The sequence below is a fragment of the Mycobacterium sp. NPDC050041 genome, from assembly GCF_049541695.1.
GTDB lineage: Bacteria > Actinomycetota > Actinomycetes > Mycobacteriales > Mycobacteriaceae > Mycobacterium.
In genome coordinates, this window is the sequence record NZ_JBMVDG010000009.1 from 188,011 (window position 1) to 213,807 (window position 25,797).

Annotated in this window: 22 protein-coding genes; 12 read left to right on the forward strand and 10 right to left on the reverse strand. The window is 69.9% G+C overall.

Going from position 1 to position 25,797, the window contains the following annotated elements:
- Nucleotides 1-2: 2 nt before the first annotated feature.
- The 3 genes from ACPCHZ_RS24140 to ACPCHZ_RS24150 all read left to right on the forward strand — a co-directional run bounded on the left by ACPCHZ_RS24140 (nt 3) and on the right by ACPCHZ_RS24150 (nt 3,685).
- Entirely contained in the window at nt 3-1,637 is a 1,635-nt protein-coding gene (locus ACPCHZ_RS24140) for a UbiD family decarboxylase domain-containing protein (RefSeq protein ID WP_423487056.1), read from the forward strand.
- 248 nt (nt 1,638-1,885) lie between these two features.
- Complete coding sequence (locus ACPCHZ_RS24145; protein WP_264013418.1) at nt 1,886-2,332, forward strand: universal stress protein; 447 nt, start codon at nt 1,886-1,888, stop codon at nt 2,330-2,332.
- A gap of 45 nt (nt 2,333-2,377) precedes the next feature.
- Entirely contained in the window at nt 2,378-3,685 is a 1,308-nt protein-coding gene (locus tag ACPCHZ_RS24150; RefSeq protein ID WP_423487057.1) for a cytochrome P450, read from the forward strand.
- A gap of 6 nt (nt 3,686-3,691) precedes the next feature.
- Here ACPCHZ_RS24150 and ACPCHZ_RS24155 read toward each other — a convergent pair whose 3' ends face one another.
- Entirely contained in the window at nt 3,692-4,192 is a 501-nt protein-coding gene (locus ACPCHZ_RS24155) for a DUF427 domain-containing protein (protein WP_423487058.1), read from the reverse strand.
- The gene (locus ACPCHZ_RS24160) at nt 4,182-4,859 is read right to left on the reverse strand and encodes an MBL fold metallo-hydrolase (RefSeq protein ID WP_423487059.1); all 678 of its coding nucleotides are present in this window, start codon (nt 4,857-4,859) and stop codon (nt 4,182-4,184) included. The genes ACPCHZ_RS24155 and ACPCHZ_RS24160 overlap by 11 nt, the downstream gene beginning before the upstream one ends.
- Nucleotides 4,860-4,979: 120 nt before the next feature.
- Here ACPCHZ_RS24160 and uvrA point away from each other — a divergent pair, with 120 nt between their 5' ends.
- Entirely contained in the window at nt 4,980-7,874 is a 2,895-nt protein-coding gene (gene uvrA / locus ACPCHZ_RS24165) for an excinuclease ABC subunit UvrA (protein WP_423487060.1), read from the forward strand.
- Between the two features lie 6 nt (nt 7,875-7,880).
- Here the strand turns inward: uvrA and ACPCHZ_RS24170 are convergent, their stop codons facing one another.
- From ACPCHZ_RS24170 to ACPCHZ_RS24180, 3 genes are read right to left on the reverse strand one after another with little or no spacing between them, the layout of a single operon-like run.
- Nucleotides 7,881-9,341, reverse strand: coding sequence for a flavin-containing monooxygenase (locus ACPCHZ_RS24170; RefSeq protein WP_423487115.1), 1,461 nt, complete (start codon nt 9,339-9,341; stop codon nt 7,881-7,883).
- A 40-nt stretch (nt 9,342-9,381) separates the two neighbouring features.
- Nucleotides 9,382-10,602, reverse strand: coding sequence for a winged helix DNA-binding domain-containing protein (locus tag ACPCHZ_RS24175; protein WP_423487061.1), 1,221 nt, complete (start codon nt 10,600-10,602; stop codon nt 9,382-9,384).
- Between the two features lie 3 nt (nt 10,603-10,605).
- Nucleotides 10,606-10,887, reverse strand: a complete 282-nt coding sequence (locus tag ACPCHZ_RS24180; protein WP_364980239.1) for a hypothetical protein — start codon at nt 10,885-10,887, stop codon at nt 10,606-10,608.
- A gap of 123 nt (nt 10,888-11,010) precedes the next feature.
- Here ACPCHZ_RS24180 and ACPCHZ_RS24185 point away from each other — a divergent pair, with 123 nt between their 5' ends.
- From ACPCHZ_RS24185 to ACPCHZ_RS24195, 3 genes are all read left to right on the forward strand, one after another.
- Nucleotides 11,011-11,478 (forward strand): lipoprotein LpqH, encoded by a 468-nt coding sequence (locus ACPCHZ_RS24185; protein ID WP_423487062.1) that lies wholly within the window; start codon nt 11,011-11,013, stop codon nt 11,476-11,478.
- A 74-nt stretch (nt 11,479-11,552) separates the two neighbouring features.
- Complete coding sequence (locus tag ACPCHZ_RS24190; protein WP_423487063.1) at nt 11,553-13,292, forward strand: hypothetical protein; 1,740 nt, start codon at nt 11,553-11,555, stop codon at nt 13,290-13,292.
- On the forward strand, nt 13,283-14,608 hold the full coding sequence (locus tag ACPCHZ_RS24195; RefSeq protein ID WP_423487064.1) for a CHAT domain-containing protein: 1,326 nt from the start codon (nt 13,283-13,285) through the stop codon (nt 14,606-14,608). Before ACPCHZ_RS24190 ends, ACPCHZ_RS24195 begins: the two co-directional genes overlap by 10 nt.
- A 3-nt stretch (nt 14,609-14,611) precedes the next feature.
- Here the strand turns inward: ACPCHZ_RS24195 and ACPCHZ_RS24200 are convergent, their stop codons facing one another.
- Nucleotides 14,612-15,079, reverse strand: a complete 468-nt coding sequence (locus tag ACPCHZ_RS24200; RefSeq protein ID WP_423487065.1) for a hypothetical protein — start codon at nt 15,077-15,079, stop codon at nt 14,612-14,614.
- 84 nt (nt 15,080-15,163) lie between these two features.
- Between ACPCHZ_RS24200 and ACPCHZ_RS24205 the strand changes: the two genes are divergently transcribed.
- Both ACPCHZ_RS24205 and ACPCHZ_RS24210 read left to right on the forward strand, forming a co-directional pair.
- Nucleotides 15,164-16,483, forward strand: a complete 1,320-nt coding sequence (locus tag ACPCHZ_RS24205; protein ID WP_423487066.1) for a hypothetical protein — start codon at nt 15,164-15,166, stop codon at nt 16,481-16,483.
- Complete coding sequence (locus tag ACPCHZ_RS24210) at nt 16,480-17,610, forward strand: hypothetical protein (RefSeq protein ID WP_423487067.1); 1,131 nt, start codon at nt 16,480-16,482, stop codon at nt 17,608-17,610. The genes ACPCHZ_RS24205 and ACPCHZ_RS24210 overlap by 4 nt, the downstream gene beginning before the upstream one ends.
- A gap of 1 nt (nt 17,611) precedes the next feature.
- Here the strand turns inward: ACPCHZ_RS24210 and ACPCHZ_RS24215 are convergent, their stop codons facing one another.
- From ACPCHZ_RS24215 to ACPCHZ_RS24230, 4 genes are all read right to left on the reverse strand, one after another.
- Entirely contained in the window at nt 17,612-18,967 is a 1,356-nt protein-coding gene (locus tag ACPCHZ_RS24215; RefSeq protein WP_423487068.1) for an alpha/beta hydrolase, read from the reverse strand.
- A gap of 48 nt (nt 18,968-19,015) precedes the next feature.
- Nucleotides 19,016-20,452, reverse strand: coding sequence for an FAD/NAD(P)-binding protein (locus ACPCHZ_RS24220; protein WP_423487069.1), 1,437 nt, complete (start codon nt 20,450-20,452; stop codon nt 19,016-19,018).
- 82 nt (nt 20,453-20,534) lie between these two features.
- Entirely contained in the window at nt 20,535-23,876 is a 3,342-nt protein-coding gene (gene lysX, locus ACPCHZ_RS24225; protein WP_423487070.1) for a bifunctional lysylphosphatidylglycerol synthetase/lysine--tRNA ligase LysX, read from the reverse strand.
- Between the two features lie 45 nt (nt 23,877-23,921).
- On the reverse strand, nt 23,922-24,284 hold the full coding sequence (locus ACPCHZ_RS24230) for a DUF1844 domain-containing protein (protein WP_364980269.1): 363 nt from the start codon (nt 24,282-24,284) through the stop codon (nt 23,922-23,924).
- Between the two features lie 232 nt (nt 24,285-24,516).
- Between ACPCHZ_RS24230 and infC the strand changes: the two genes are divergently transcribed.
- From infC to rplT, 3 genes are all read left to right on the forward strand, one after another.
- The gene (gene infC, locus ACPCHZ_RS24235) at nt 24,517-25,119 is read left to right on the forward strand and encodes a translation initiation factor IF-3 (RefSeq protein WP_264013448.1); all 603 of its coding nucleotides are present in this window, start codon (nt 24,517-24,519) and stop codon (nt 25,117-25,119) included.
- 26 nt (nt 25,120-25,145) lie between these two features.
- Complete coding sequence (gene rpmI, locus ACPCHZ_RS24240) at nt 25,146-25,340, forward strand: 50S ribosomal protein L35 (RefSeq protein ID WP_364980272.1); 195 nt, start codon at nt 25,146-25,148, stop codon at nt 25,338-25,340.
- A 63-nt stretch (nt 25,341-25,403) separates the two neighbouring features.
- Nucleotides 25,404-25,796, forward strand: coding sequence for a 50S ribosomal protein L20 (gene rplT, locus ACPCHZ_RS24245; RefSeq protein ID WP_264013400.1), 393 nt, complete (start codon nt 25,404-25,406; stop codon nt 25,794-25,796).
- The last annotated feature ends 1 nt before the right edge of the window (nt 25,797 follow it).

Sequence of the window (25,797 nt, forward strand, 5' to 3'; positions counted from 1 at the left end):
TCATGCCCCAGCAGAGCCTGAGCGAGTTCGTCGACGAGATGGAGAAGGCGGGGATGCTGGTCCGCATCACCGACGAGAAGCGGGTGGACGAGCTGCCCGCGGTGATGGAGGCCAACCCGCTGACCGCGGTGCTGGTCGAGCACGTCACCGACTGCGAATTCCAGTTCCTGGCCAACGCGTACTCGAATCAGGACCAGACGGCGTGGGCGCTGGGCTGCGAGAAGAGTGAGACCGGCCGGCGGATGGTCGAGCTCGGCAAGGGCCGGATCAAGCCCGAGGTCGTCGACACCGCACCGTGCAAGGAGGTCATCCTCACCGGCGACGACGTCGACCTGACCCGGCTGCCGCTGTTCCTGCACCACGATCGTGACGGCCACGCGTACACGAACGACAACCTGGTGGTGAGCAAGCACCCGGACACCGGTGTCTACGACTGGGGCATCTACCGCAGTATGTTCCGGACCAGGACCGAGAAGATGTTCGACATGACGTGCACGTCACACCGGGCCCGCCTGAATGCCCAAGCGGCACAGGCCAAGGGGCACAACCTCGAACTCGCGATCGTCCTGGGCGGGCCGCTGGTGGACAAGGTGGCCGCACTGACCGGCGTGCCACCGGGTACCGACGACTTCGAGGTGCTCGGCAGCTTCTACGGTCATCCCGCGAAGCTGGTGCAGTGCGAGACCATCGACCTCCTGGTGCCGGCCAACGCGGAGATCGTGCTCGAGTGCGAACTGATGGCGACGGAGGGGCTGACGCACGACGAGGGCCCCTACGGCGAGTTCACCGGCATGTACGGCGGCGGGATCAAGGCGAACTACCGCGCGGTGGTCAAGGCGATGACCTTCCGCAGCGGTGGCATCTTCCAGCACGCGACGATCGGCGGAAAACACCCCTGGTACACCGACAACATGTTGCAGCTGCCGATGATCGAGTCCGATCTGTACGGCGGCCTCGCGGTGGCGGGAATCGACGTGAAGGAGGTCCGCGCGCCACTGGGTGGGCTGTCCAACATCGTCTACGCGAAGATCAGGCCGCGCGGTGCCGGCGACTCGAAGCAGGCGCTCGGGGTGATGCTGACGTGCTCGAAGCAGGGGCTCCCGAAGATCGCGATGGTGTTCGACGAGGACGTCGACATCTGGGACGACAACGCGGTGCAGTTCGCGATGGCGTTCCGGTACATGCCGCATCTCGACACGGTGACCATCCCGAACGGCAACACGATGACGGTCGACCCGATGATCGCCGAGGACGCGGCGCCCGGCACCGCGTCGAAGATCGGTTTGGACTGCACCATCCCGATCAGTCCGAAATTCGTGCGCTCGCATTTCGACCGGAGCACGGTGTTCGAACTCGGTGATCCGCCACCCGACGTCGTGGTGATGTCCGAGGAGGACCTGACCGCCGACATGGGCGACTTCATCCGCGCGGCGCCGCGGACCTGGAAGGAGATCCTGCAGCAGTACAACGGCCAGCCCTACAAGGTGGTCTACGGGGCGTTCAGCAATCTGCGGCCCCAACTGGGCCGCTGCGGTGACGAACCGTGGTACCGCTACACGTTCTCCGACACCGACTTTGCCGTCGACGTCGGGGAGGCGCCGTCGTCCAATTTCGATCCCCGCCACCGGGAGACGTGAAACTCGTTGTGATGACCTGGATCACGTCGGGTCCGCGGATGCGAGTTCGCCGCAGCGGCGGGGCAGTGGGTCGCGTTGGTCACCGTATGGCGCGGTGCGCAACGCCGGGTGACTAACATCAGTGCCGGTAGAACGGCTGACGCCGGGACCGGACGCCATCGCCGGGTGTCGTGAATCGCACCGATTCCACGGCGGCGCGGGTTACTGTCTCGGGTGGCGGCGATGCAACTGACACTTGGAGGACATGGATGAGCGCCTATCAGACCGTGGTGGTCGGCACCGACGGTTCGGATTCCTCGTTGCGCGCGGTGGACCGCGCCGGCCAGATCGCCGCCGGGTCGGGTGCGAAGCTGATCGTGTCGACGGCGTACTTCCCGCAGAGCGAAGACCAGCGGGCCGCTGACGTGCTCAAGGACGAGGGCTACAAGATGTCGGGCAACGCCCCCATCTACGCCATCCTGCGTGAGGCGCGCGACCGTGCGAAGGCCGCAGGCGCCGAGAACATCGAGGAGAAGGCCATCGTCGGCGCCCCCGTCGACGCCCTCGTCGAACTCGCCGAAGAAGTCAACGCCGACCTGCTCGTCGTCGGCAACGTCGGTCTGAGCACCATCGCGGGCCGGCTGCTCGGATCGGTGCCCGCCAACGTCGCGCGCCGGTCCAAGACCGACGTGCTGATTGTGCACACCACCCCCTAGGGGCCGCCTCCCCGTGTGACAATCGGGCTGTCGAGGAGGTCAACGATGACGTCTACGGTCAGCCCGATCGGCCTTTCTCCGCGGGAGAACGGCGCTCCGCCACCCGAGGTGCCGCTGCGCGACATCGACCTCGGGTCGCTCGACTTCTGGTCGTGGGACGACGATCGCCGTGACGGCGCGTTCGCCACCCTGCGGCGGGAGTCGCCGATCACCTTCTTCGAGGCGCCGCAGTTCCCGGGCTTCCCGACCGGCGCCGGGCACTGGGCGCTGACGTCGCACGCCGACGTGCACTTCGCCAGCCGCCACCCCGACCTCTTCAGCTCCAGCCCGACGAGCACGTCACTGGGCGACCAGGCGCCGGAGATCTCGGAGTTCTTCGGCTCGATGATCACGCTGGACGATCCGCGCCATCAGCGCCTGCGCTCGATCGTCAATCGGGCCTTCACGCCCAAGATGCTGGCGAGGATCGAGGCCAGCGTGGCGGAGCGGGCCCGCCGCCTGATCGACGACATGATCGCCGCACACCCCGACGGCAGCGCCGACTTCGTCGCCGAGGTGGCCGCACCTCTGCCGCTGCAGATCATCTGCGACATGATGGGGATCCCGGACGAAGACGAGGAAAAGGTCTTCCACTGGACGTCGATGATCATGGGGATCGGCGACGACGAGGCGTCCGGCGACTTCGACGAGATCGTCTCGGTGGCCACCGAACTGGCCGGCTACGGCATGCAGCTCGCCGAGGACCGGCGGTCCCGGCCCGGCGACGACCTGACCACGAACCTCGTGCTGGCCGAGGTCAACGGCGAGCGGTTGTCCTCGACGGAGATCGCCTCGTTCTTCATCCTGCTGTGCGCGGCAGGCAACGAGACCACACGCAACGCCATCAGTCACGGCATGGTGGCCCTCACCCGGTATCCGGATCAGCGCCGCACCTGGTGGTCGGACTTCGACAACGTCGCACCCACCGCGGTCGAGGAGATCGTCCGCTGGGGTTCACCGATCATGTACATGCGCCGCAATCTGACCCGCGACGTCGAGTTGAGCGGCGTGCAGATGAAGACCGGCGACAAGGTGTCCATGTGGTACTGCTCGGCCAACCGTGACGAACGGGTCTTCGACAACCCCTGGTACTTCGACGTCACCCGTTCGCCGAACGCGCACATCGGCTACGGCGCGGGCGGCGCCCACTTCTGCCTCGGTGCGAACCTCGCGCGCCGCGAGGTCCGGATGCTGTTCGGAGAGCTGCACCGCCAGGTGCCCGACATCGTCGCCACCGGGGAACCGGCGATCCTGCGGTCGGCGTTCGTGCACGGCATCAAGCGGCTGCCGGTGGCCTGGACCCCGCCCGCCTGACGCGTCCTACCAGCCCATCGAGCCGGGCACGCCCTTGAACGGGCCGGCCACCCGGCTGGTGATCCAGCCGCCGTAGAAGCCGCCCGGCTGCGGGGACACCTCTTCGCCGTCGACGGTGCAGCGGTCCATCTGCGCCGCCATCACCGCCACCGCGCCGGCGAGTGGGCGGAATCCCGCGGTCGGCTCGGGGTAGGTCCACGCGGCCCGCGGCGTCACCCGGTCGCCGCCGACGACGTCGTAGTAGCGGGCGTGGCCCTTCCATTCGCACCACGACGCGCCGTCGGCGGCCCGCAGCGCGCCGGGACGGAAGTCGTCGATGGGCAGGTAATAGGTGGGCGGGTGGCTGGTCTCCAGCACCCGCCAGCCACGGTTGGTGGACGCGACGGTCTCGCCGCCCAGCTCGACGGTGATCCGGCCCGGGAACTCCTCGAGCCGCGGCGGCCGCGGGTAGTCCCACACCGACTCCTGGCCGGGCAGCGGCCTGTCCGGGGTCGGCCTACCAGCCACGTTCGCGCCACTCGCCGAGGTGCGGCCGCTCGGTGCCGAGCACCGTGTCGTCGCCGTGGCCGGGGTACACCGTGGTGGTGTCGGGGTAGACGTCGAAGACCCGGCTGGTGACGTCGCCGAGCAACTGCTCGAAGTCGCCGGGCTGCCACGTCTTGCCGACGCCACCGGGGAACAGGCAGTCACCGGTGAACAGTTGCACGCTGTCGCCGGCGGCGGGTCCGCTCAGCGCCAGCGCCACCGAGCCCGGCGTGTGCCCGCGCAGGTGGATCACGTCGAAGGTGAGGTCACCGATCTCGATGGTGTCGCCGCCGTCGATGAACCGGTCGGGCCGCACCGGCAGCGGATCGGCGTCCAGCCGGTGGGCCGCGGTGGGCGCGCCGGTGATGTCGACGAGGTCGGACAGCGCCTGCCAGTGGTCGAAGTGCTGGTGGCTGGTGACGATCAGCGAGAGGTTCGGCGCCTGCATCTCCACCAGTTCGGTCAGCAGGTCGGCATCGTTGGCGGCGTCGATGAGTAACGACTCGCCGGTGCGGGAACACGTGATGAGGTAGCTGTTGTTGTCCATCGGGCCCACCGACATCTTGATGATCGTGGCGCCAGGCAGCGTGCGCTTGGCGGCGGTCTGGGGTTCCACGTGACCGGTGTAGTCGTCGTCGATGGCAGTCATGACCGCAACGGTATCCGACCACCGGCCGCCGTCCGGGCGGGTTGTCGGACCGGGCACATAGCATGGGCTTGAGCTGTGTCATGCGGGTCCGCGACACAGACGGAATGGGAGAGAGAACCGTTGGCTGACCGCCTGATCGTCAAGGGTGCTCGCGAGCACAACCTGCGCAGTGTGGACCTTGACCTGCCGCGCGACGCCCTCATCGTGTTCACCGGCCTGTCGGGCTCGGGCAAGTCGTCGTTGGCGTTCGACACCATCTTCGCCGAGGGCCAGCGCCGGTACGTCGAGTCGCTGTCGGCCTACGCACGCCAGTTCCTCGGGCAGATGGACAAGCCGGACGTCGACTTCATCGAGGGCCTGTCTCCCGCGGTGTCGATCGACCAGAAGTCCACCAACCGCAACCCGCGGTCGACCGTGGGCACCATCACCGAGGTGTACGACTACCTGCGGCTGCTCTATGCCCGGGCCGGCACCCCGCACTGCCCGGTCTGCGGTGAGCGCATCGCCCGTCAGACGCCCCAGCAGATCGTCGACCAGGTGCTCGCGATGGACGAGGGGCTGCGGTTTCAGGTGCTGGCCCCGGTGGTGCGCACCCGCAAGGGCGAGTTCGTCGACCTGTTCGACAAGCTCAACACGCAGGGCTACAGCAGGGTGCGGGTCGACGGCGTGGTGTATCCGCTGACCGACCCCCCGAAGCTGAAGAAGCAGGAGAAGCACGACATCGAGGTGGTGGTCGACCGCCTCACCGTCAAGTCCACCGCCAAGCAGCGGCTCACCGACTCGGTGGAGACGGCGCTCGGTCTCGCCGACGGCATCCTGGTGCTGGAGTTCGTCGACCGCGACGACGACCACCCGCACCGCGAGCAGCGCTTCTCGGAGAAGCTGGCGTGCCCGAACGGACACCCGCTCGCCGTCGACGACCTGGAGCCGCGGTCGTTCTCCTTCAACTCTCCCTACGGCGCCTGCCCGGAGTGCACCGGCCTCGGCATCCGCAAGGAGGTCGACCCCGACCTGGTCATCCCCGATCCGGACATGACCCTCGCCGAGGGCGCGATCGCACCGTGGTCGATGGGGCAGACGGCCGAGTACTTCACCCGGATGCTGGCCGGTCTCGGCGAGTCGATGGGCTTCGACGTCGACACCCCGTGGAAGAAGCTGCCCGCCAAGGCGCGCCGGGCGATCCTCGAGGGCTGCGACGAGCAGGTGCACGTCCGCTACCGCAACCGGTATGGCCGCACCCGGTCCTACTACGCGGACTTCGAGGGCGTGATGGCGTTCCTGCAGCGCCGGATGGAGCAGACCGACTCGGAGCAGATGAAGGAGCGCTACGAGGGATTCATGCGCGACGTGCCGTGTCCGGTCTGCGAGGGCACCCGGCTGAAGCCGGAGATCCTGGCCGTCACCATGGCCGCCGGCGACCACGGGGCGAAGTCGATCGCCGAGGTGGCCGAACTGTCGATCGGCGATTGCGCCGACTTCCTGAACGCGCTCACCCTCGGGCATCGCGAGCAGGCCATCGCGGGACAGGTGCTCAAGGAGATCCAGTCGCGGCTGGGCTTCCTGCTCGACGTGGGCTTGGACTACCTGTCGCTGTCACGGGCGGCGGCCACCCTGTCCGGCGGTGAGGCGCAGCGGATCCGGCTGGCCACGCAGATCGGGTCGGGCCTCGTCGGCGTGCTCTACGTGCTGGACGAGCCGTCCATCGGCCTGCACCAGCGGGACAACCGCCGGCTGATCGACACGCTGCTGCGGCTCAAGAGCCTCGGCAACACCCTCATCGTCGTCGAGCACGACCTCGACACCATCGCCCACGCCGACTGGGTGGTCGACATCGGCCCGGCTGCGGGCGAGCACGGCGGCCGCATCGTGCACAGCGGCTCCTACGCCGACCTCCTGAACAATCCCGAATCGCTCACCGGCGCCTACCTGTCGGGCAAGGAGAGCATCGAGGTCCCGGCGCTGCGGCGGCCCATCGACCGGAAGCGGCAGCTCACCGTCGTCGGCGCCCGTGAGCACAATCTGCACGACATCGACGTGTCGTTCCCGCTGGGCGTGCTCACCTCGGTCACCGGTGTCTCGGGGTCAGGGAAGTCGACGCTCGTCAACGACATCCTCGCCTCGGTGCTGGCGAACAAGCTCAACGGGGCCCGGCAGGTGCCGGGCCGCCACACCCGGATCAACGGCGTCGACCAGCTCGACAAGCTGGTGCGGGTCGACCAGTCGCCGATCGGACGGACTCCGCGGTCCAACCCGGCCACCTACACCGGCGTGTTCGACAAGATCCGCACCCTGTTCGCGGCCACCACCGAGGCCAAGGTCCGCGGCTACCAGCCGGGCCGGTTCTCGTTCAACGTCAAGGGCGGCCGCTGCGAGGCGTGTTCGGGCGACGGCACGATCAAGATCGAGATGAACTTCCTGCCCGACGTCTACGTGCCGTGCGAGGTGTGCCACGGCGCCCGGTACAACCGGGAGACCCTCGAGGTGCACTACAAGGGCAAGACGGTGTCCGAGGTGCTCGACATGTCCATCGAGGACGCCTCGGAGTTCTTCGAACCGATCAGCTCGATCCACCGGTACCTCAAGACCCTGGTGGACGTCGGTCTGGGCTATGTGCGGCTCGGGCAGCCCGCGCCGACCCTCTCCGGTGGTGAGGCGCAGCGCGTCAAGCTGGCCGCCGAACTGCAGAAGCGGTCCACCGGGCGCACGGTGTACATCCTCGACGAGCCGACCACGGGCCTGCACTTCGAAGACATCCGCAAGCTGCTCAAGGTCATCAACGGCCTCGTCGACAAGGGCAATTCGGTGATCGTCATCGAACACAACCTCGACGTCATCAAGACGTCGGACTGGATCATCGACATGGGTCCCGAAGGCGGCGCGGGCGGCGGCACCGTCGTGGCGCAGGGGACGCCCGAGGAGGTCGCGGCGAACCGCGACAGCTACACCGGCCACTTCCTGGCGGAGATGCTCGACCTGCCCGCCCCGACGCGCAAGCGGCGCAAGGTGAGTGCCTGACCGCCGTCAGGCGGGCGTGGTCTCGTAGGCGTCCAGGTCGAACTGCCGGGTCTGGCGCCGGAACCGGAAGGTGAAGTCCGGCCACAGCGTGGTGTTGTTGCCGTGCGCGTCGAGGTACCAGCTCGCGCACTTGCCGTTCATCCACACCGATCCCGCCAGCGCCTTCTGCAGCCGGTCGTTGTAGGTGTCCAGGGCGTGCTGCTTGACCTCGACGGTGCGCAGGCCGCGGCGGCGCATGGTGGTGACGGCGTCGACGACGTAGTTGATCTGCGACTCGATCATGTAGACCATCGAGCTATGGCCCAGGCCGGTGTTCGGACCGACCAGCACGAACATGTTCGGGTATCCGGCGATCGTGGTGCCCTTGTAGGCGCGCATCCCCTTGTCGGTGAATTTCTGCGTCAGGCTCGCACCGTCTGCGCCGCAGACCGTGTCGAACATCGGTGAATCGGTGACGTGGAAGCCGGTGGCCACCACCAGGGCGTCGACTTCGCGCGACGTGCCGTCGGCGGTGACGATCCGGCGGCCGTCGATCTGCTCGATGCCGTCGGTGATCAGGTCGACGTGGTCGCGGTCGAGTGCGGGATACCAGTCGTTGGAGATGAGCATGCGCTTGCAGCCGATCCGGAAGTTCGGCGTCACCTTGCGCCGCAGCTCCGGATCCTTGATCTCGCTGCGGATCTTGGACCGCGAGATCAGCTCGAAACCCTTCATCAGGTTCGGGTTCTTGGCCAGCCCGACCACCTGCGTCTCCCGGCCGGCATAGATCCCCGCGCGAGCCAGCCGCAGGAAGCCCGGCACATTGCGGAACGCCCACCGCTCGGGTGCGGTGAATGCGCGGTCGAAGCGGGGCAGCAGCCACGGCGCCGTGCGCTGGTAGACGTCGAGGTGGGTGACCCGGTCGACGATCGCAGGCACGATCTGGATGGCCGACGCGCCGGTGCCGATGACCGCGACGCGTTTGCCGGCGAGATCGGTGTCGTGATCCCACTGGGCGGAGTGGAACAGGTCGCCACCCGCCTCTGCGAAGGACTCGATGCCCGGAATGGCGGGCAGCGACGGCTCGGCGAGCGAGCCGAATCCCGCGATCAGGATGTCGGCGGTGTAGGCGCCCTTGGCGGTCGCCAGTTCCCAGTGGTTTCTCTCGGCGTTCCACGCCGTCCGGCGCACCTCGCATCCGAAGACGTGCCGGTCGAGCACGTTCGCGCGCTGCGCCACGCCGCGCAGATAGCTCTCGATCTCCGGCTGGGTGGAGAACGACCGCGTCCAGTCCGGGTTGAGGGCGAACGAGTACGAGTACAGATGTGACGGGACATCGCAAGCAGCGCCCGGATACGTGTTGTCCCTCCAGGTTCCGCCGACGTCGTCGCCGCGCTCGAACACCAGGAAGTCGCGATGGCCGGCCTCGTCGAGGCGGATCGCCGCGCCGAGTCCGGAGAAGCCGCTGCCGATGATGGCGATCGCCACATGAGTCACGTCGAGACCTCCTCGTCCACGAGACGGTAGGTTACCGGCCGGTAGTACGACTGGACGGGACTTCGCGCCGACCGGCTCTCATGAGTGGCGACGGGAAGCGCGGGCTGATCCGGACGCCGGCCAGCCACTCGGTCAGTTCGGCGGCCCGGCGCTCGAGGGCGAGGCGGCCGTCCCGCGCGAGGTCGTCGAGCAGATGCAACACCACCCGGCCGTCGGAATCCTGCCCCCACCCGCCGACGATGCGACCGTCCCACCATGCGGTGGGGCCGGCGTTGCCGTTGCTGTCGAAGACGTGGGGCCGGTGGTCGCCGAGATACCAGGAGCGGTCGAACCACCCCATCGAGGTGACGTCGAGGCCGGGAAGCAGCGCTGCCCACGGTGGCGCAGGAGGTTCGGGTTCGAGGTCGTCGGGCAGCACCCAGCCCGTGGTGTCGGCACCGCCGTCGTCCCCGAGTCCCACTTCCACGGCGCCGACGTCGCGCAGCGCGGCGCGCGCCCATGTCAGGGTGTTCCCGAACCACCACTTCACGTCGGTCAGCGTCGCGGGGCCGAACGCGTACAACCAGCGCCGGACCAGATCCGCGGCCGCCGCAGCTGCCGGGACGGGGTCGCCGACGGAGCCCAGCCAGTCCGCTGCCGGCGTCCAGCGTGGCCTGCTGGCCGTCCATGTGCCGTCGTTGGGCCCGCGGACGATGTCGCCTCGCACACCGAGGACCGTGAGAACCCTTGGTGCGAGAGGACTCTCACCGCCCCACGGTCGACCGGGCGCGTAGTCGTACCGGCCTGCGAGCTCGGGCAGGGCGATGCGCAGATCGCGCGCGCTGGTGGCGCCGTGTTCGGCGAGGTGGGCCAGCACCGCGGCGCAAGCGGTGTCGAGCCAGGTCTCGCCGTCGGGCGGCAGCCCCGCCTTCTCGGCGTCGGCGATCAACCGCCTGCGCTCGGTGGCGGCCACCCGGTCACTGGCCGCGGACTGCACTGCAGGCAGGTCGGTCGCCCGGATCACCCACAGTGTCCGGCGCATCGCGAGGTGCTTGAGCAGCGTCCGCTCGTCGTAGAGGTCGCGCTGCAGATCGGCGACGGCGAACCCGGGGATCCGGGCCCACAGCGAGAGGTACGGGGTGGCCGGGTCGGTGGCGTGCAGCCCGATCAGCCGGGCCGCGACGTCGGCGCCGGAGGCCGCGGCGTCACCGGGACAGAAGAAGTGTCGCCGCGCGAGTCTGGCCCGTCGTTCGTCGGGCGTGAACGAGCGCAACGGTCAATCGGATTCGGAGCGCATCGACTCCCGGATCTGCGCCAGCCGCTCGGCCGCGGCCCGCTGACGCTCCTCATAGAGTTCGTCGGCCGCACGGCCCTCGGGGGTCTCGGCCGCCAGTTCGGAGGCGCCGACCGATGTGCCGAACCGGTTCTCGATCTTTTCCCGTACCGCGTCGAACGTCGGCACACCGCCGGGCGTGTAGCCGGTGTCGAGGGCCTCTGCCGGCGGCGGAGGCGGCGGCGGGGCAGCGGTTTCCGGCTCGGGGGTGGATTCGTCGGACATGGTGGTCACCGTACTCGGCGATGCCGACGGTCCGAGGTAGTTGGGATCGGTAGCGATGCGGCCGGATTTCACTTGTGCCACGACGACGCCATCGGGGCGGCGCGCGAATGAGGGAGAAAAACGATGAAGCGAGTTGTCGCTGGTGTGATCGGTCTGGCCGCAGCCACCGCTGTGCTGGTGGGTTGTTCGGACGACAAGCCGGCCGCCGCGCCGGGCACGCAGGTGAGCAACGGTGGCAGCACCGAGGTGAAGGTCGAAGGAAATGACCTCGCCGGTCTCGACACCAACTCGGTCACGTGCGTGAAGCAGGGCGGGAAGATCACCGTGGGCAGCGGCGCCGTAGGCGGCCAGCAGGGCCTCGGCATCGTGATGACCGACGAGGCCACCCCGAAGGTCGAGACCCTCGGGCTGGTCGTCGACGGGAACGCGCTGGCCGTCAACAACATGATGGGCGCCAAGGTCGGCTCGGCGGAGGTGAAGGTCGACGGCGACACCTACACCATCAGCGGCGAGGCCAGCGGCGCCGACATGAAGAACCCGATGGCCGGAATGATCTCCAAGCCGTTCACCGTCACGGTGACGTGCAGCTGAATCGTCCGCACCGCTGCGGCGGGCGTGCTGGGCTATTCGGCCTGGCGCGCCCGCCGCTTCCCTATGATTCGACCGTGACCATCGGCTCCGGTCTGGCGCAGGCCCGCTCGCTCACCTTCGCGGGAGACGAGGCGGCGGCCCGTGACCTGTTGCTGTCGCTGATGCCGGACATCGAGCGCGCCGACCGCGACGACCTGATGCTCGAGGTGTTCGCCCAGCTGGGGGAGATCTACCTGGTCCGCGGCGCCGAGGACGGCGTGACCGAATGCGTGCGCCGGATCCGGGACTGCCTTGCGGTCTATGCGGCGATCCTCGAAGGCAACGGGCCGGACGTTCCGGTCACGATGACCGACGCCGACATCCGCCGGATGGTGGCGCGCTACACCCGGCGTGCCCGTTACCTCGACATCGGACTGGCGGCGGCGGCAGGCGAGCACGAGCGTGCCGCGGAGCAGCTCGAGCAATTCGCCGCCGAATCCGAGGACGGCTCCACGGCCGACGATCCGGACCTGGCCGACGAGCTCGGCTACTTTCGCGCCCGGGCACTGATGCTGTGCGCCGCAGCCCTGTGCGACGACGACCTGCACGCGCAGTCCATCCCATTGTGGCAGCGCGTCCTCGAAGCGATCGCGCGACCCGGTGACGGTGAGGCGGCCGATCACCTGCTGGTCACCGGTGGCACCGGCTACGGACGGTTCTGCGTCGAGACCGGGCGGCTGCCGGAGGCCGAGCCGTGGCTGCAGCGGGCCGGGGCGCGTGCCCACGCCCGCGGCTGGCGTTTGGCCTCGGCGAGAACGGTTCTCGAGCGCGCCGCCGCCGCATGGGCGGCCGGAGATCACGAGGCCACCGAACAGTTGATCACCGAGGCGCAGCCGGTGCTCGCCGAACACGCCCATGCCGACGACGTCGCGCGTTGCCTGCTGTACTACGGGTTCGCCCGCATGGCGCTCGGGGAACTAGCGGTCGCCGACGACTGCTGGACCAGGGCCGAGCAGCACTGGCGGGAGTCGGGCAGGCCGCTGCGCATCCACCGGATCATCCTGCAGCGCAGCTGGATACCGATCTTTTGGGGCCGCTACGCGGAGGCCGTGGAGCTGGTGGCGCAGGCCCGCGATTGGCTCGACGCGTCGAACCGGAGCAGCTGGCTGCAGTACGCCCGCCTCGATGACCACCTGGGCACGGTGTGGCGGGCCGACGCGCTCGCCGATCTCGGCTTCGACGCGGCGGGCGATCCGGACGACACGCTGGAGGAGGTCGAGAAGCGGCACGTCGCCTCACTCGGCGTCATCGACGGCGACGCACCGGCCGACCGGCAGCGCAGCGCCGTGATGAAGCTGGAGCAGGCCGCCGAACTGAAAGTGCCCGCCGCGCTGGCTGTCGACTCGGTGCGGTACGCACTCGCCGACCCCGATGCCCGCAACCGGTGGGCGTCCACCGTCTCGGCGCCGATGCTGGCGGGCGCCTTCGCCGTGGTCTGGGAGTGGGAGAACACCGCCCTGCTCAGCGAGTTGATCGAATACCACAGCGCGCGAGGCGCATTCACAGTGGCCGTGGACGCCGCCGGCGGGTCCGGGATGCCGGACGCGGCGACCGTGGCGGTGCCGCTCGACGACGTCGACGCGCCGGCGTTGGTGGCCGGAGGCGGTCAGGCGCCTGCGCCGGGTGGTGATCCGCTGCTGCGTCTGCGTCCACTGCCGCCGCTCGTCATGGAGCCGGGCGCGGCGCCGGTGCTCGCGCACTACCGCGCGCTCGCACAGCAGCGGTACGGCCGCGCCGTCACTGCCGACGAGCCGGTGTGGCGCACATGGCCGTGACCGGGCCGCCCCGGCTGGTGCTGCGGTTCGCCGACGTCGGCATCGCCACGTACGCCAGCCTGCGCATCGTCGGCAGGCCCGAGCGGACGGTCACCTGGGTCGTCGAGGTGCCCATCCTGCTCGCCGCCCTGCAGGAACTGGCCGACGCGCTGCCGGACGCCGGGGCGGGGGAGACCGCGGGCGACGCCCTCGAACGCGCGGTCCGGCGGAGCCCGTTCGCCACGCCGCGCGGCGAGCTGACCCTCGCCTACATCCTGGGTGTGCTGCTGATCGCCGCGCCGGCCTGGCAGCTGCTCAGCGAGTGCGTATCAGACCCGCGGGCAACGCTGTTCGTCTCGCCGAGCGCGCGGCTCGCGCGGGTGCCGTGGGGGCTGCTGGCCATGCCGACGTCGGGCCCGACCGCCCGCGAGCTGGTGCACGCGCGGACGGAGGCGATGACGCGGACCGGTCCGACGGCGGCCCGGATTCCCTGGCAGCTCACCGACGTCACCGAACACACCGACGGCCACCGGCTGATGGAGCTCGTCGACGTGTTGATGACGGTGCCGCCCAACATCGTGGCGGCGCACCGGTTCCCGGCTCGCTGGGAAGACCGCCGTGACGCTCCGGTGCTGCTGGTCCTCGACCCGAGGGTGCCCGGCCAGCGTCCGGACTCCGCGCTGGGATCGGTGCTGGGCAGGCCGTCCGGCGAGCTGCCCGTGGTCGCCCACTTCGGCGACCTGATGGGACGGCGACCGGTGCTACCCGAGGTGGCAGGCGCGGTGGAGCTGTTCCGGCGGACCGACGCCGACCGGCACTGGCTGGCCGAGCAGCTGCGGCGCGAACCCGGGCGGCTGGTGTTCGTCGGCCACGCGACCGCCGCCGACGACGACAGCGGCCGCGCCGACCGCGCCGCGCTGCACCTGGCCGAGGCCGACCCGCTCACCGCTGCCGACATGATCACCGCGGCGTTGCCGCTGCCGCCGCGAGTGGCGTTGCTGGCGTGCGCATCCGGAGCCGACTACCGGTTCGACGAGGCGACCGGGCTGGTGGCCGCAATGGTCCTCGGCGGTGCGCAGACCGTGACGGCGACGCTGTGGTCGCTGCCCACCACCCGCGGCTACCGCCAGTTCACCGCCGATCAGCCTGCCGCAGCGGCGGATCCGATGTCCGAGGTGATCATCGCGGTGGATCGTGCACATCAGGAGGACGCCGCCGGGTGCGCGGTGAACCGCTGGCAGCGCGAACAGATGCGCCGCTGGCGCGACGGCGACGCCGGTGCGCACCCGCTGTACTGGGCCGCCCTGGTCACCTTCGCGGTCGACGGAACCCGGTGACGGTCAGGCCGGTGGCACGCACACCGCCACCGACGACTCGTCACGGTAGTAGGTGACGATGACACTGCCCGGGCTCACCCGGTCCAGGGAGCTGGCGGGCACCAGGGTCGTCTCCTGCACCGGGAACTGACCGCCGTCGCGCCTGCTGACCATCAGGTCGAGCTCCACCTCGCGGTAGTCCTCGCGTGCCTCCCCGGTGGTGCGCATGGCCGTCACCACACCGCGGGACCTGGTGCCGCGCCGGATGGTGTCGAACTGGTCGGTGGTGAGCAGCCCCTTGTCGATCAGCATCTGATCGAATGCCGCACACACCGTGTCGATCTCGTCGACCGAGATGAGACGCTCCTCGGACTCCGCGGGAGCTTCGGCGCAGCGGCAGCCGGCGGGGCGGCGCGATCCGGCGGGGAGCAACATGGCAGCGACGGCGACACAGAGGGCGCCGACGCTCGGGATCAACAACGTGGTGGACATGCATTGAAGGTTCGGCCACCACACGCGCTACCGAACCCAACTTCTGCGCTGTTCCTCATCGCCGACAACTCCTATCCTGTGCCAATGACCACGAGCCCGGAGACCGCGCCGCAGGTGGCGCTGATGCACCCGCGCCGCTCGGTCGTCGACCGCGCATGGCGCGCGATCGGCCCCGGCGTCGAGGTGCTCAGTGGCGACGACGGCGGGCCGTTGCGGCGCACCGTGAAACGCATCCTCGATCCACTGGTGCTGCGGCTGCGGGCCAATCCCGAGTACTCCGCCCCGGTGGTGAGTGCCGACGTCGCGGCCGCGATGCACGATGCGATCGTCGGGCAGGCCGACCGGTTGCGCGCGGCTGCCGAATGGTTCGCGTTGCTCAAGGCCGAGCGGCGGCGGCTGCGCATCACCGCGGGCAACGCCCAGGAGCTGTACTTCCCGGTCTGCTTCGAGCTGGCCGTCACTCGGGGCGCGCCGCAGGCCGACGGTGTGCAGGCCGCGGGTGCGGTGCTGGCGGATCTGCACGGCGAACGTGACCGGACCGGCATCGAGGTGCTCAACCGCTACGCCGCCGATCCACGGGTGGTGGCCCGGCTGACCCAGCAGCTCGAGCGCAGCTGGGCCGACGTGCGGGCAGACGACGCGATCACCGGACCGTTCCTCAGCGGGCTGACCACGGTGCTCGGACCCGCCGAGGGGCACCGTGCCGCGGTTGCGCGGCAGCGGGTGTGGACCGCGCTGATCGCCGATGCGACACCGCACAACCTCGGTGCGCTGGCCCGCGGCGACGGTGCGGGCCTGCCCTGGTCGATCGTCGATGCCGGGCTGTCGTCGTCGGTGCCGCAACGCCCACCACAGGTCGGCGGGGATCCCGGTAGTGACCGGCCGCTGGACCGGACCGTGCTCGACCGGGTGCGTGCCACGCTGCGCCGGGCGCTGGACCGCGACGAACTCCCCGACATCCCGCTGCTGTGCGCCGAGGAGGTCGATCGCGCCTGTGCGCCATGGGGCCTGATGGCCGAGGACAAGCAGGCCGCGCTGGTGGCCGGTATCGAGATCGCGATGCAACTGTCGCCCCTGCACGACGGCGCGGCGACGCGATACGACCTGGCGGCCCAGATCCAGGCCCGGCTGCGCAGGGAGGCCTACGTGCTGCACGCCCGGCGGTGCCTGCTGGACACCGCGCCACTGCACCCGCGCCAGCAGCAGGTGGTCGACGACCTCGCCGCGTTCGCCCGGCCCTATCTCAGCCGGTTGTGGGCCAGGTTGCACGGGCGCGACGTCTGGCAGGAACCGTGCGACGACGTCGATGACGTGCGGGCCCTGCTCGAAGGCGTGGCCAGGTCGGTCAGCCTGGACCACCGGCAGCGCATCAAAGCCATGTTGGAAGTGCAGGCAGCCGCATGAGACTCATTGCTGGAGAAGGGCTCTGGAGCACCGGTTCACCCGCGGTCGCCACGCCGCTGACCGCGGTGCTCGAGGTGAGCGGCGCGGTGCTGTCGTGGCCGGTCGACGAGTCGGACGCCCCGGCGCACGTCGCGTTCACCGACGTCACGCGCGCCGACTGGCTGTGGCGGGTGGTCGGCGACACCGGGCATGCGGCGCTGCTGGCGGCCGCTGCCGACAGCCCCGAGGACGGCGCACTGCTCGAGGTGGCCGAGGCGGACATGCCCGCCGCCGCGGTGGCGCCGCTGCGGCGGTTGGCGGTGGGCCACTGGCTACGCCGGTGGTGGCCGGCCAGCAGGCTCGACGGCATCGCCGGTCTCGACCGTGCGCTGCTCGACGCCGAGATCGCCCTGCTGACCGCGGCGGCCGAGGACTTCTTCACCGATGACACCGTCGACAGCGATGCCGCCGAATTCCTGCAACCCCATGTCGGCGACCTGGCCGGACTGGCGCGCGAGGGTGACCCGAGGGTGCTCGACATCGTCGCCCGCTGCGCCGAACTCGCGGAGGACCTCGGGGTCGCCGGCCTCGAATGGCCGCTTCCGGCCGCCGACATCGCGGTGCCCGCGGGCGGGCGTGACGACTACGCGCTGGTGGCCGGCGCGGACACCCGTGGGACGGGCACCGGTGTGATCGCCCGCGGTGTCGGCCCGATCATCTGGAGCGCGGTGCCGCCCGGCGTCTTCGACGCGGCCGAGGACTCGGTGTACTGGAGTGTGAGCGGCGACGGGCCGGCCGCGGAGCAGGTTCGCGCGGAGGTGCAGACCGCGCTGCTCGGAGCGGCCTCTCCGGCCGGCCTGCCGGTGCGGGTGTCGTCGGGGCCGGTGTCTGGCACGGGTGCGCTGGACGCCGACGGCCACGCGACGGTGCCGCTGTACGACGGGGCCGGCGTCGCGTTGTCGGCCGGTGCGGCGTGGGACCACGACTGGCAGCCGACGGTGGTGTCGGTGGGGGCAGGCCCGGCCGCCGCGGGGAACGAGACCCAGGAGACCCGCGACCGGGCAAGGGCGGTGGCGCGGCGGCGGCTGGCGCGGCCCGGTGCCGACGCGTTCCTCGCCGAGATCCTCACCGCGGAGGCCGATTACTGACTCAGCGGGCGACGGGCTGCACGTGCGTCGCGCCGGTCGCCGCCGCGGGCATGGGCCACGGCGGCGATCCGGGTGTCTCGAGTTGTCCGGCCAGCCATGGCAGCGCCGCCGAGAACGCCTGCGCGGCGAACGGCCAGTCGTGCTTGCCGGGCTGGACGTGCACCGCGCACGCGATGCCGTGCGCCGTACCCAGGCCGCACAGCGAGTTCGCCGCCGCCAGTTGATCGTTCGCCGTGGTGTTGATGTCGAACCAGCCCGCCACATCGTTGTAGCCGCCGTGCCGGGTGATCACCGTGGAGGGATCCCAGTCGGCCCACGCCGCCTCGTTGCCACCGAACAGCCGCGCGATGGTCTGCTGCCGGTCGCCCGAATTCGGTCCGAGGTCTCCCGCGATGTCCTCGAACGCGCTGAACATCTCGGGGTGCATGACGCTGAGGTCGACGGCACACGTGCCGCCCATCGACCAGCCCACGATGCCCCAGCGGGTGCGGTCGGCGCTCACCCCGAATGCATGCTCCATGTAGGGCACGACGTCCTTGGTCAGGTGGTCGGCGGCGTTGCCCCGGCTGCCGTTGACGCATTCGGTGTCGTTGTTGAAGGTGCCGCCGGAATCGACGAACACCAGCACCGGCGCGAAACCCCGGTGCGCTGCGGCGTAGTCGTCCACGGTCTTCACCGCGTCGCCCGCACGCAGCCAGTCCGCAGGCGTGTTGAACTCGCCACCGATCATCATCACCGTCGGCAGCGGTGGCGGGGGATCGGTGGCGTACCAGGCCGGCGGCAGGTAGACCAGTTCGCCACGATGCCGGAAACCCGAAGCGGTGTCGGCGATGTCGACGGTGACGACGGTGCCCCTGGCCGGGATCTTGCCCTGCCGCTGCATCGCCGCGACCGTCACCTGGTCGGTCTGGTCGGGCAGCGGGCCCGCGGTCAACTGGTTCCATGCCACCCCGACGGTGGGGAAGTACCCCACCCACAGGTTGAGCGCGAGTGCCGCCGACAGGGCACACAGCGGTACCGCGAGCACCGCCACCCCGCGCTGCCACCAGCGGGTGGCGCGCCACCCGGTGACGAGCACGGCGACCGCGGCGCCGGACAGGCCGGTCCACAGCCACAGTGATTGCGGCGCCGGTTCGCCGGCCAGTCCCTCGGCCGCGACGTACCAGTACGCGCACACCGCGAGGGTCGCCCCGACGAACACCGCCCACGGCAGCCACGTCATTCGCCACCGCCGAGACCGCCGGCTCACCGCGGCCAACAACGCGACGCCCGCGAGGATCTGCACCGTCACCGGGATCCACCCGTGCATCAACGACAGGTTGTGGCGCAGCGAATCGGCCAGGGTCACGGCTGCCATCGTGGCCGACCATCCTTCGGGACCGCTGTGGGTCCACTGTCAGACGGATCAGACCATGTACTCGAGCTGGGCCGGCCCCTCCGCCTCGTCGGCGCGGGGACGGTCGAGGATGGTTTCCGCGACCCGCCGTGCCTGCCCGCGCAGCTCGGGTACGGCGATCGTCTCCCAGAACGTGCCGCGCAGCAGCGGACCCAGCGCCAGCAGCCACGCCGACCGGTCGCCGTCGGCGGTCAGCGCGGTGTGGTCGGGGTCCACGGCGACCCCCATGTTCGTCGCGTCCGGCGCGATCAGGCCGCGGCGCAGAAGGTTGTGCAACAGCACCGAACTGGTGCCCGTCAGCTTCGTCGAGGGGCCGGTGGCGTTGATCACCACGTCGCCGGTGAGCGTCTCGCCATCGGCCAGATGCACGCGGATCTGCGCGCCGTGGTCCTCGAGCTTCTCGATCCCGGCGGCACGCACCCGCAGCTGCCCCGTCAGCTGCAGATGCGTCAGCTGCGCGTGGATGTCCGGAGAGATGCGGTGGCGGAACACATTCCATCGCGCTGCGTGGTGCTGCGCGAACGCGAGGCGCTCCGCTGTGCTGAAGCTGCTCCAGATGCGCTGGGTCTGTGCGCGCAGCTTGTCGACGATGATCGCCGGGTGGGCGTTGCGCTCGTGCAGTTCCGCACAGTGCGCGCGGACGAGGGCCACCAGCCGGTCGAGGCCCAGCGTGGTCAGATCGACGTCCTGAGGCGGGAACTCGGGGTACTCGATGCCGCGGAAGTGTCCGTGCGGCAGCCAGCCGTGCCTCGACACGGCGTGGATGTCGCCGCGCCACCCGATGGTGCGCAGGGTGATGATGGCGTCGACGGCGGTCAGTCCCGTGCCGAGCACCACGACGGTCGAGTTCCGCTCGGGCAGGCGTTCCTCCCAGGCCTGCCACGGGTCACCGACCCAGGCGGGATGGTCGGTGAGGCTCTCGGCGCCGGGCAGGGCCGCCGGTGTCTCGTTGCCGGTAGCCAGCACGACCCGGTCGGCCTCGATCGCGGTTCCGTCGGCGAGGCGGACGGAGCAGCCGAAGTCGCCGGGTTCGACGTCCACCGCGGTGCCGACGACCAGCCTGGCCGGTGCCGGACCGGTGCTCAGGTAGCGCTGGGTCAGGGCGCGCAGATAGTCCCCATAGGTCTGCCTGGCGATGAACCGCTCGCGCAGGTCGATCTGCGGCACCGCTTCGAACTGCGGTTGCGCGCTGACCCAGCGCAGGAAGTGGTCGGGTTCGTCGGGAAACGCCGACATGTTGCGTGCCGCGACGTTGAGCAGGTACTCCGGTCGCCGCCGCCGGTAGGCGATGCCCCGGCCGACGGGCTCGCGCTCGTTGAGCACCGTCAGGTCGATCGGGACCTCGGCGAGCCGCGCCAGGTTCACCGCGGTCATCGTCCCGCTGAAGCCGCCGCCCACGACGACGACACGGGCGGGCTGCTGTCGTGGTTCGGCGTCGTCGGGCATGCAGGTAGCTGACGGCCTCGATGCCGCGTTGTCACGGGTTTCGGCGACCGTGATCGGAAATCGGTTCTCGGCCAGGGTCGGCCTACCGCGGTTTGGCCAACGGGAACGGCAGGGTCTCGCGGATGCTGCGCCCCGTGATGAGCATCACCACCCGGTCCACGCCCATGCCGAGGCCGCCGGTCGGCGGCATCGCGTACTCCATCGCCTGCAGGAAGTCCTCGTCGAGTTCCATCGCCTCCGGGTCGCCGCCCGAGGCCAGCATCGACTGCTCCTGCAGGCGCCTGCGCTGTTCCACCGGGTCGGTCAACTCGCTGTACGCGGTGCCCAGCTCGACACCCCACGCGACGAGATCCCACCGCTCCGCCACGCCCGGGATGCTGCGGTGCGGGCGGGTCAGCGGCGACACCGACGTCGGGAAGTCCTTGTAGAACGTCGGCTGCTCGGTGCGGTCCTCGACCAGGTGCTCGTACATCTCGAGCACCACGGCACCGGCGTCCCAGTGGGTGAGGTAGGGGATGTGCGCCGCATCACACAACCGGCGCAGTGCCGGCAGTTCGGTGTCGATGTCGACGTGTTCGCCCAGTGCCTCCGACACCGCCCCGTGCACCGTCTTGACCGCCCACTCGCCGGAGATGTCGACGGGGGCGAGTGTGCCGTCCTCGCGGGGCCGCAGGAACACCTGCTCACCGTTGGCGGCCAGGGCTGCGTTCTGGATGAGCTCGCGGCAGCCGTCGATCCACACGTTGTAGTCGGCGTGCGCCTGATAGGCCTCCAGCAGCGTGAATTCGGGGTTGTGGCTGAAGTCGACGCCCTCGTTGCGGAATGCCCGGCCGAGTTCGAAGACCCGCTCGACGCCGCCGACGCACAGCCGCTTGAGGTACAGCTCGGGTGCGATCCGCAGGTACAGGTCCAGGTCGTAGGCGTTGATGTGGGTCATGAAGGGCCTGGCGTTGGCGCCGCCGTGGATCTGCTGCAGGATCGGTGTCTCGACTTCGAGAAAACCCTTGTGATACAACGTGTCCCGGATCGCATGCAGCACGCCGCTGCGTGCTTTGATCAGGTCGCGCGCCTCGGTGTTGACGGCCAGGTCGACGTAGCGGGCCCGGACACGCGCCTCCTGGTCGGTCAGTCCCTTCCACTTGTCGGGCAGCGGGCGAAGGCATTTGCCGATCAGGCGCCACCTGTGCACGAGCAGTGACCGCACGCCCTTGCGGCTGTAGCCGATCACGCCGGACACCTCGATGAGGTCGCCCAGGTCGAGGGCGGCCGTGAAGTCGGCGGAAGTCCCGTGTTCGAGCTGCGCATTGTCCAGCAGCAGTTGCACTTCGCCGGACCAGTCGCGCAACTGGGCGAACAGCACGCCGCCGTAGTCGCGCATGCGAAGCACCCGGCCCGCCACCGACACCGCGGTGTCGTCGGCCGCGTCGTTCGCCTGGGCCACCGTGTGGCTCGGCGCCCGGCCCACCGGGTAGGCGTCGACACCGCTGTCCTGCAGCGCCTTCAGCTTGGCCATCCGCACCCGGACCTGTTCGGGCAGCCGGGGCACGGCGGCCTCGTCGGCCATGCCTGCCTGCAGTCCGGACACATCGGGGGCGCTGCCGTCGTGGTGCAGCAGTCCACTGGCCATCAGGGCGTCGGGCGCCGACACGTGGTGGCCGGTGTGCTGCTTGTTCCGCCGGGAGAACGGCAGCACCAGGAAGCCTTCGGCGATCACCGACGCGACGCCGACCCGCGGGACGAGCCGTGCGTCCTCGTAGCAGGCGAAGCGGGGCACCCATTCGGGTTGGTACTTCATGTTGGAGCGGTACAGCGTCTCGAGCTGCCACCACCGGGAGAAGAACACCAGCAGCCAGCGCCACAACCGCGCCACCGGTCCGGCGCCGAGCTGCGCGCCCTGCTCGAAGGCCGACCGGAACATGGCGAAGTTCAGCGAGATCCGGGTGACACCGAGGCCCTCGGCCTGCATGCACAGCTCGCTGACCATCAGCTCGATGGTGCCGTTGGGCGACGTCGGCGACCGGCGCATCAGGTCGAGTGACACCCCGTTGGTGCCCCACGGCACCAGCGAGAGCATCGCCACCACGTCGCTGTTTCCCGGGTCGCTCCGCTCCGGCCCGCCGGTGCCGCCCTGCACCGTCTCGACCAGCAGGCAGTCGCGATCGGCCGGATCGCCGAGCCGGCCCAGTGCCATCGAGAAGCCGCGTTCGCTCTCGGTGTCGCGCCACGCGTCCGCGCGGGCGGTGACCTCGGCCATCTCCTCAGTGCTGAGGTCGCGGTGGCGGCGGATGCGCACCGACGCGCCGGCCCGGCGGGCCCGGGTGACGGCCTGCCGGACCGCGCGCATGTCCGGTCCCGACAGCCGGAAACTGTCCGGGTGCAGGATCGCCTCGTCGCCGAGTTGCAACGCGTTGAGGCCCGCTTCACGGTAGGCCGCGGCACCGGTGAAGCTGGCGCCCATGACGCCCGGCGCCCAGCCGTAGGTCTGGCACAGCTGCAGCCACGCGGCGATGGCCTGCGGCCACGCCTTCGGATCGCCGACGGGATCACCACTGGCCAGGCACACCCCGACCTCGACGCGGTAGGTGATCGCGGCCCGGCCGTTGGGCGCGAAGACCACCGACTTGTCGCGGCGGGTGGCGAAGTATCCCAGCGAGTCGTTCTTGCCGTAGAGCTCGAGCAGCCCCCGGATCGCCGACTCGTCCTCGCCGGTCAGCGCGTTGTCCGCGCGTTGCGACTGGAACAGCACCACCGCGGCGGCCATCAGCGCGAGCGCGCCGAACAGGCCGAGCGCCGCGTTGACCAGCACGTGGGAGTGCTGCCCGTCGAACGCCGCGGAGTCGACGCCGGCGAAGGCCACCACCCGGTTGGCGGCGTAGGCCAGTCGGTAGTCCCGCTCGAGCGTGCCGGGAAACAGTTCCACCAGCGCCCAGCCGACGAGGATGCCCAGCGCCATGCCGGCGGCCAGCGTTCCGACGGCCTTGACCAGCGCCGCCCGCCGGACCCGGGCCCAGAACTCGGGGCGGGCCAGCAGCAGGAAGGCGATCGCGGCGACGTGGAAGGCCAGGCCGATCACCTCGCCGATCTCCTCGATGATCGACTCGTCGCCGGTCAGCAGGTCGACGACGTTCCAGCCGACCGCGGCGACCATGTAGATCAGCAGCACCCACCACGCGATGCGTTTGCGGGCGGCCAGCGCGGCGGCGAGCAACGCCAGCACGAACGCCCACGCGAAGCTGGTGTCGGGGAAGTTGAAGATGTAGTCGTTGACGAACTCGCGGGGGACCCGGATGGTCCACCGCACCAGGGGCGAGACGCTCGCCAGCAGCGACAGTGTGGCGATGATTCCGACGGTCCACCCGGCGGCGGCGGGAACCCAGGGATATCGGGTGGTCGACCGCGCCCTCGGCGTATTGGTGAGGGTCATAGGCCGCGAGGATATGCGCTCACCCCGGCAAATGGGTGGCAGAAACTACCAGACGGGGCCGGTGTATTTCTCGCCTGGACCGTGCCCCGGCTCGTCGGGCGCCGCGCTGGCTTCTCGGAACGCCAACTGCAGCGACTTCAGACCGTCCCGCACCGGTCCGGCGTGCGGACCGAGGTATTCGACCGACGCTGTCACCAGGCCGGCAAGCGCGGTGATCAGCCGGCGCGCCTCGTCGAGATCGCGGTGCGGGCTGTCGTCGGGGTCTTCGGCGGAGAGCCCCAGCTTCTCGGCCGCCGCGCTCATCAGCATCACGGCCGACCGCGTGATCACCTCGACGGCGGGGATCTCGGCGAGCTCGCGGACCGGCGGTGTGGCCGCCCCTTCGTCGAATGCAGGAACCTCGGTCATGCCTGCTAGACTGGCATGCGCGACCGTCCCGGCTTACGCCAGGGACAGCAAGTGGAGTCCCACTCCCACCGTTGGCCACGGAGATTTCCGAAGGCTCAGCGGTCCGGTCGGACATCGGCAGATGTCTGTTCTGGTCGGCTTGGGCCCTGCTGCGAGCAGGGCTTTCTCTGTCTTACGGGCAGAGACGCTGATGGCGTGGGCTCCTCATAGGTAGACAACTATAGGAGGCCCCATCAGCACTGAGACCCGCGTCAACGAGCGCATCCGCGTACCTGAGGTCCGCCTGATCGGACCGGGCGGTGAGCAGGTGGGCATCGTGCGCATCGAAGACGCCCTCCGCGTCGCCGCGGACGCCGATCTCGACCTTGTCGAAGTTGCACCGGACGCCAAACCGCCGGTGTGCAAGATCATGGACTACGGCAAGTTCAAGTACGAGACGGCTCAGAAGGCGCGCGAGTCTCGCAAGAACCAGCAGCAGACCGTCGTCAAGGAACAAAAGCTGCGTCCCAAGATCGACCCGCACGACTACGAGACCAAGAAGGGTCACGTCGTCCGCTTCCTCGAGGCGGGGTCCAAGGTCAAGGTGACCATCATGTTCCGCGGACGTGAGCAGTCCCGGCCCGAACTGGGCTACCGACTGCTGCAGCGCCTCGGCGCCGACGTCGCCGACTACGGATTCGTCGAGACGTCCGCCAAGCAGGACGGCCGCAACATGACGATGGTGCTGGCACCGCACCGCGGCGCGAAGACCCGTGCCAAGGCGGCGCACGACGCCGACGCGCCTGCCGCGCAGCGCGCGAGCGCCGAGCCGGCCGAGCCGCCCAACCCCACCTGATCCGAACACGAGAAACAGAGGACGACATGCCCAAGGCCAAGACCCACAGCGGTGCATCGAAGCGATTCCGCCGCACCGGCACCGGGAAGATCGTGCGCCAGAAGGCCAACCGCAGGCATCTCATGGAGCACAAGCCGAGCAACCGCACCCGCCGGCTGGAGGGCCGCACCACGGTGGCGGCGAACGACACCAAGCGCGTCAACAAGATGCTGAACGGCTGAGTGCGCCACCGCGCTCCACGCCGTCCCGACACTTTCCAGCCCGCACGAGAATAGGAATCACCCATGGCACGCGTAAAGCGCGCAGTCAACGCCCAGAAAAAGCGGCGCACCATCCTGGCAGCATCCAAGGGTTACCGCGGACAGCGGTCACGCCTGTACCGGAAGGCCAAGGAACAGCAGCTGCATTCGCTGAACTACGCCTACCGCGACCGCCGCGCCCGCAAGGGCGAGTTCCGCAAGCTGTGGATCTCGCGCATCAACGCCGCCGCACGCGCCAACGACATCACCTACAACCGGTTGATCCAGGGCCTCAAGGCCGCAGGCGTCGAGGTGGACCGTAAGAACCTCTCCGAGATCGCCATCAGCGACCCGGCCGCGTTCACCGCGCTGGTCGAGGTGGCCAGGGCCGCGTTGCCGGAGGACGTCAACGCGCCGTCGGCCGGAGAGGCCGCCTGAC

What these genes read in the sequence shown, in the direction of transcription:
- ACPCHZ_RS24195 (WP_423487064.1), top strand. Translation starts at nt 13,283, where the DNA reads ATGGCCGTGACCGGGCCGCCCCGGCTGGTGCTGCGGTTCGCCGACGTC.
- ACPCHZ_RS24150 (WP_423487057.1), top strand. Translation starts at nt 2,378, where the DNA reads ATGACGTCTACGGTCAGCCCGATCGGCCTTTCTCCGCGGGAGAACGGC.
- ACPCHZ_RS24215 (WP_423487068.1), bottom strand. Translation starts at nt 18,967, where the DNA reads ATGGCAGCCGTGACCCTGGCCGATTCGCTGCGCCACAACCTGTCGTTG.
- rplT (WP_264013400.1), top strand. Translation starts at nt 25,404, where the DNA reads ATGGCACGCGTAAAGCGCGCAGTCAACGCCCAGAAAAAGCGGCGCACC.
- ACPCHZ_RS24210 (WP_423487067.1), top strand. Translation starts at nt 16,480, where the DNA reads ATGAGACTCATTGCTGGAGAAGGGCTCTGGAGCACCGGTTCACCCGCG.
- ACPCHZ_RS24205 (WP_423487066.1), top strand. Translation starts at nt 15,164, where the DNA reads ATGACCACGAGCCCGGAGACCGCGCCGCAGGTGGCGCTGATGCACCCG.
- ACPCHZ_RS24145 (WP_264013418.1), top strand. Translation starts at nt 1,886, where the DNA reads ATGAGCGCCTATCAGACCGTGGTGGTCGGCACCGACGGTTCGGATTCC.
- ACPCHZ_RS24220 (WP_423487069.1), bottom strand. Translation starts at nt 20,452, where the DNA reads ATGCCCGACGACGCCGAACCACGACAGCAGCCCGCCCGTGTCGTCGTC.
- ACPCHZ_RS24230 (WP_364980269.1), bottom strand. Translation starts at nt 24,284, where the DNA reads ATGACCGAGGTTCCTGCATTCGACGAAGGGGCGGCCACACCGCCGGTC.
- ACPCHZ_RS24200 (WP_423487065.1), bottom strand. Translation starts at nt 15,079, where the DNA reads ATGTCCACCACGTTGTTGATCCCGAGCGTCGGCGCCCTCTGTGTCGCC.
- ACPCHZ_RS24185 (WP_423487062.1), top strand. Translation starts at nt 11,011, where the DNA reads ATGAAGCGAGTTGTCGCTGGTGTGATCGGTCTGGCCGCAGCCACCGCT.
- ACPCHZ_RS24160 (WP_423487059.1), bottom strand. Translation starts at nt 4,859, where the DNA reads ATGACTGCCATCGACGACGACTACACCGGTCACGTGGAACCCCAGACC.
- lysX (WP_423487070.1), bottom strand. Translation starts at nt 23,876, where the DNA reads ATGACCCTCACCAATACGCCGAGGGCGCGGTCGACCACCCGATATCCC.
- rpmI (WP_364980272.1), top strand. Translation starts at nt 25,146, where the DNA reads ATGCCCAAGGCCAAGACCCACAGCGGTGCATCGAAGCGATTCCGCCGC.
- ACPCHZ_RS24140 (WP_423487056.1), top strand. Translation starts at nt 3, where the DNA reads ATGCCCCAGCAGAGCCTGAGCGAGTTCGTCGACGAGATGGAGAAGGCG.
- ACPCHZ_RS24180 (WP_364980239.1), bottom strand. Translation starts at nt 10,887, where the DNA reads ATGTCCGACGAATCCACCCCCGAGCCGGAAACCGCTGCCCCGCCGCCG.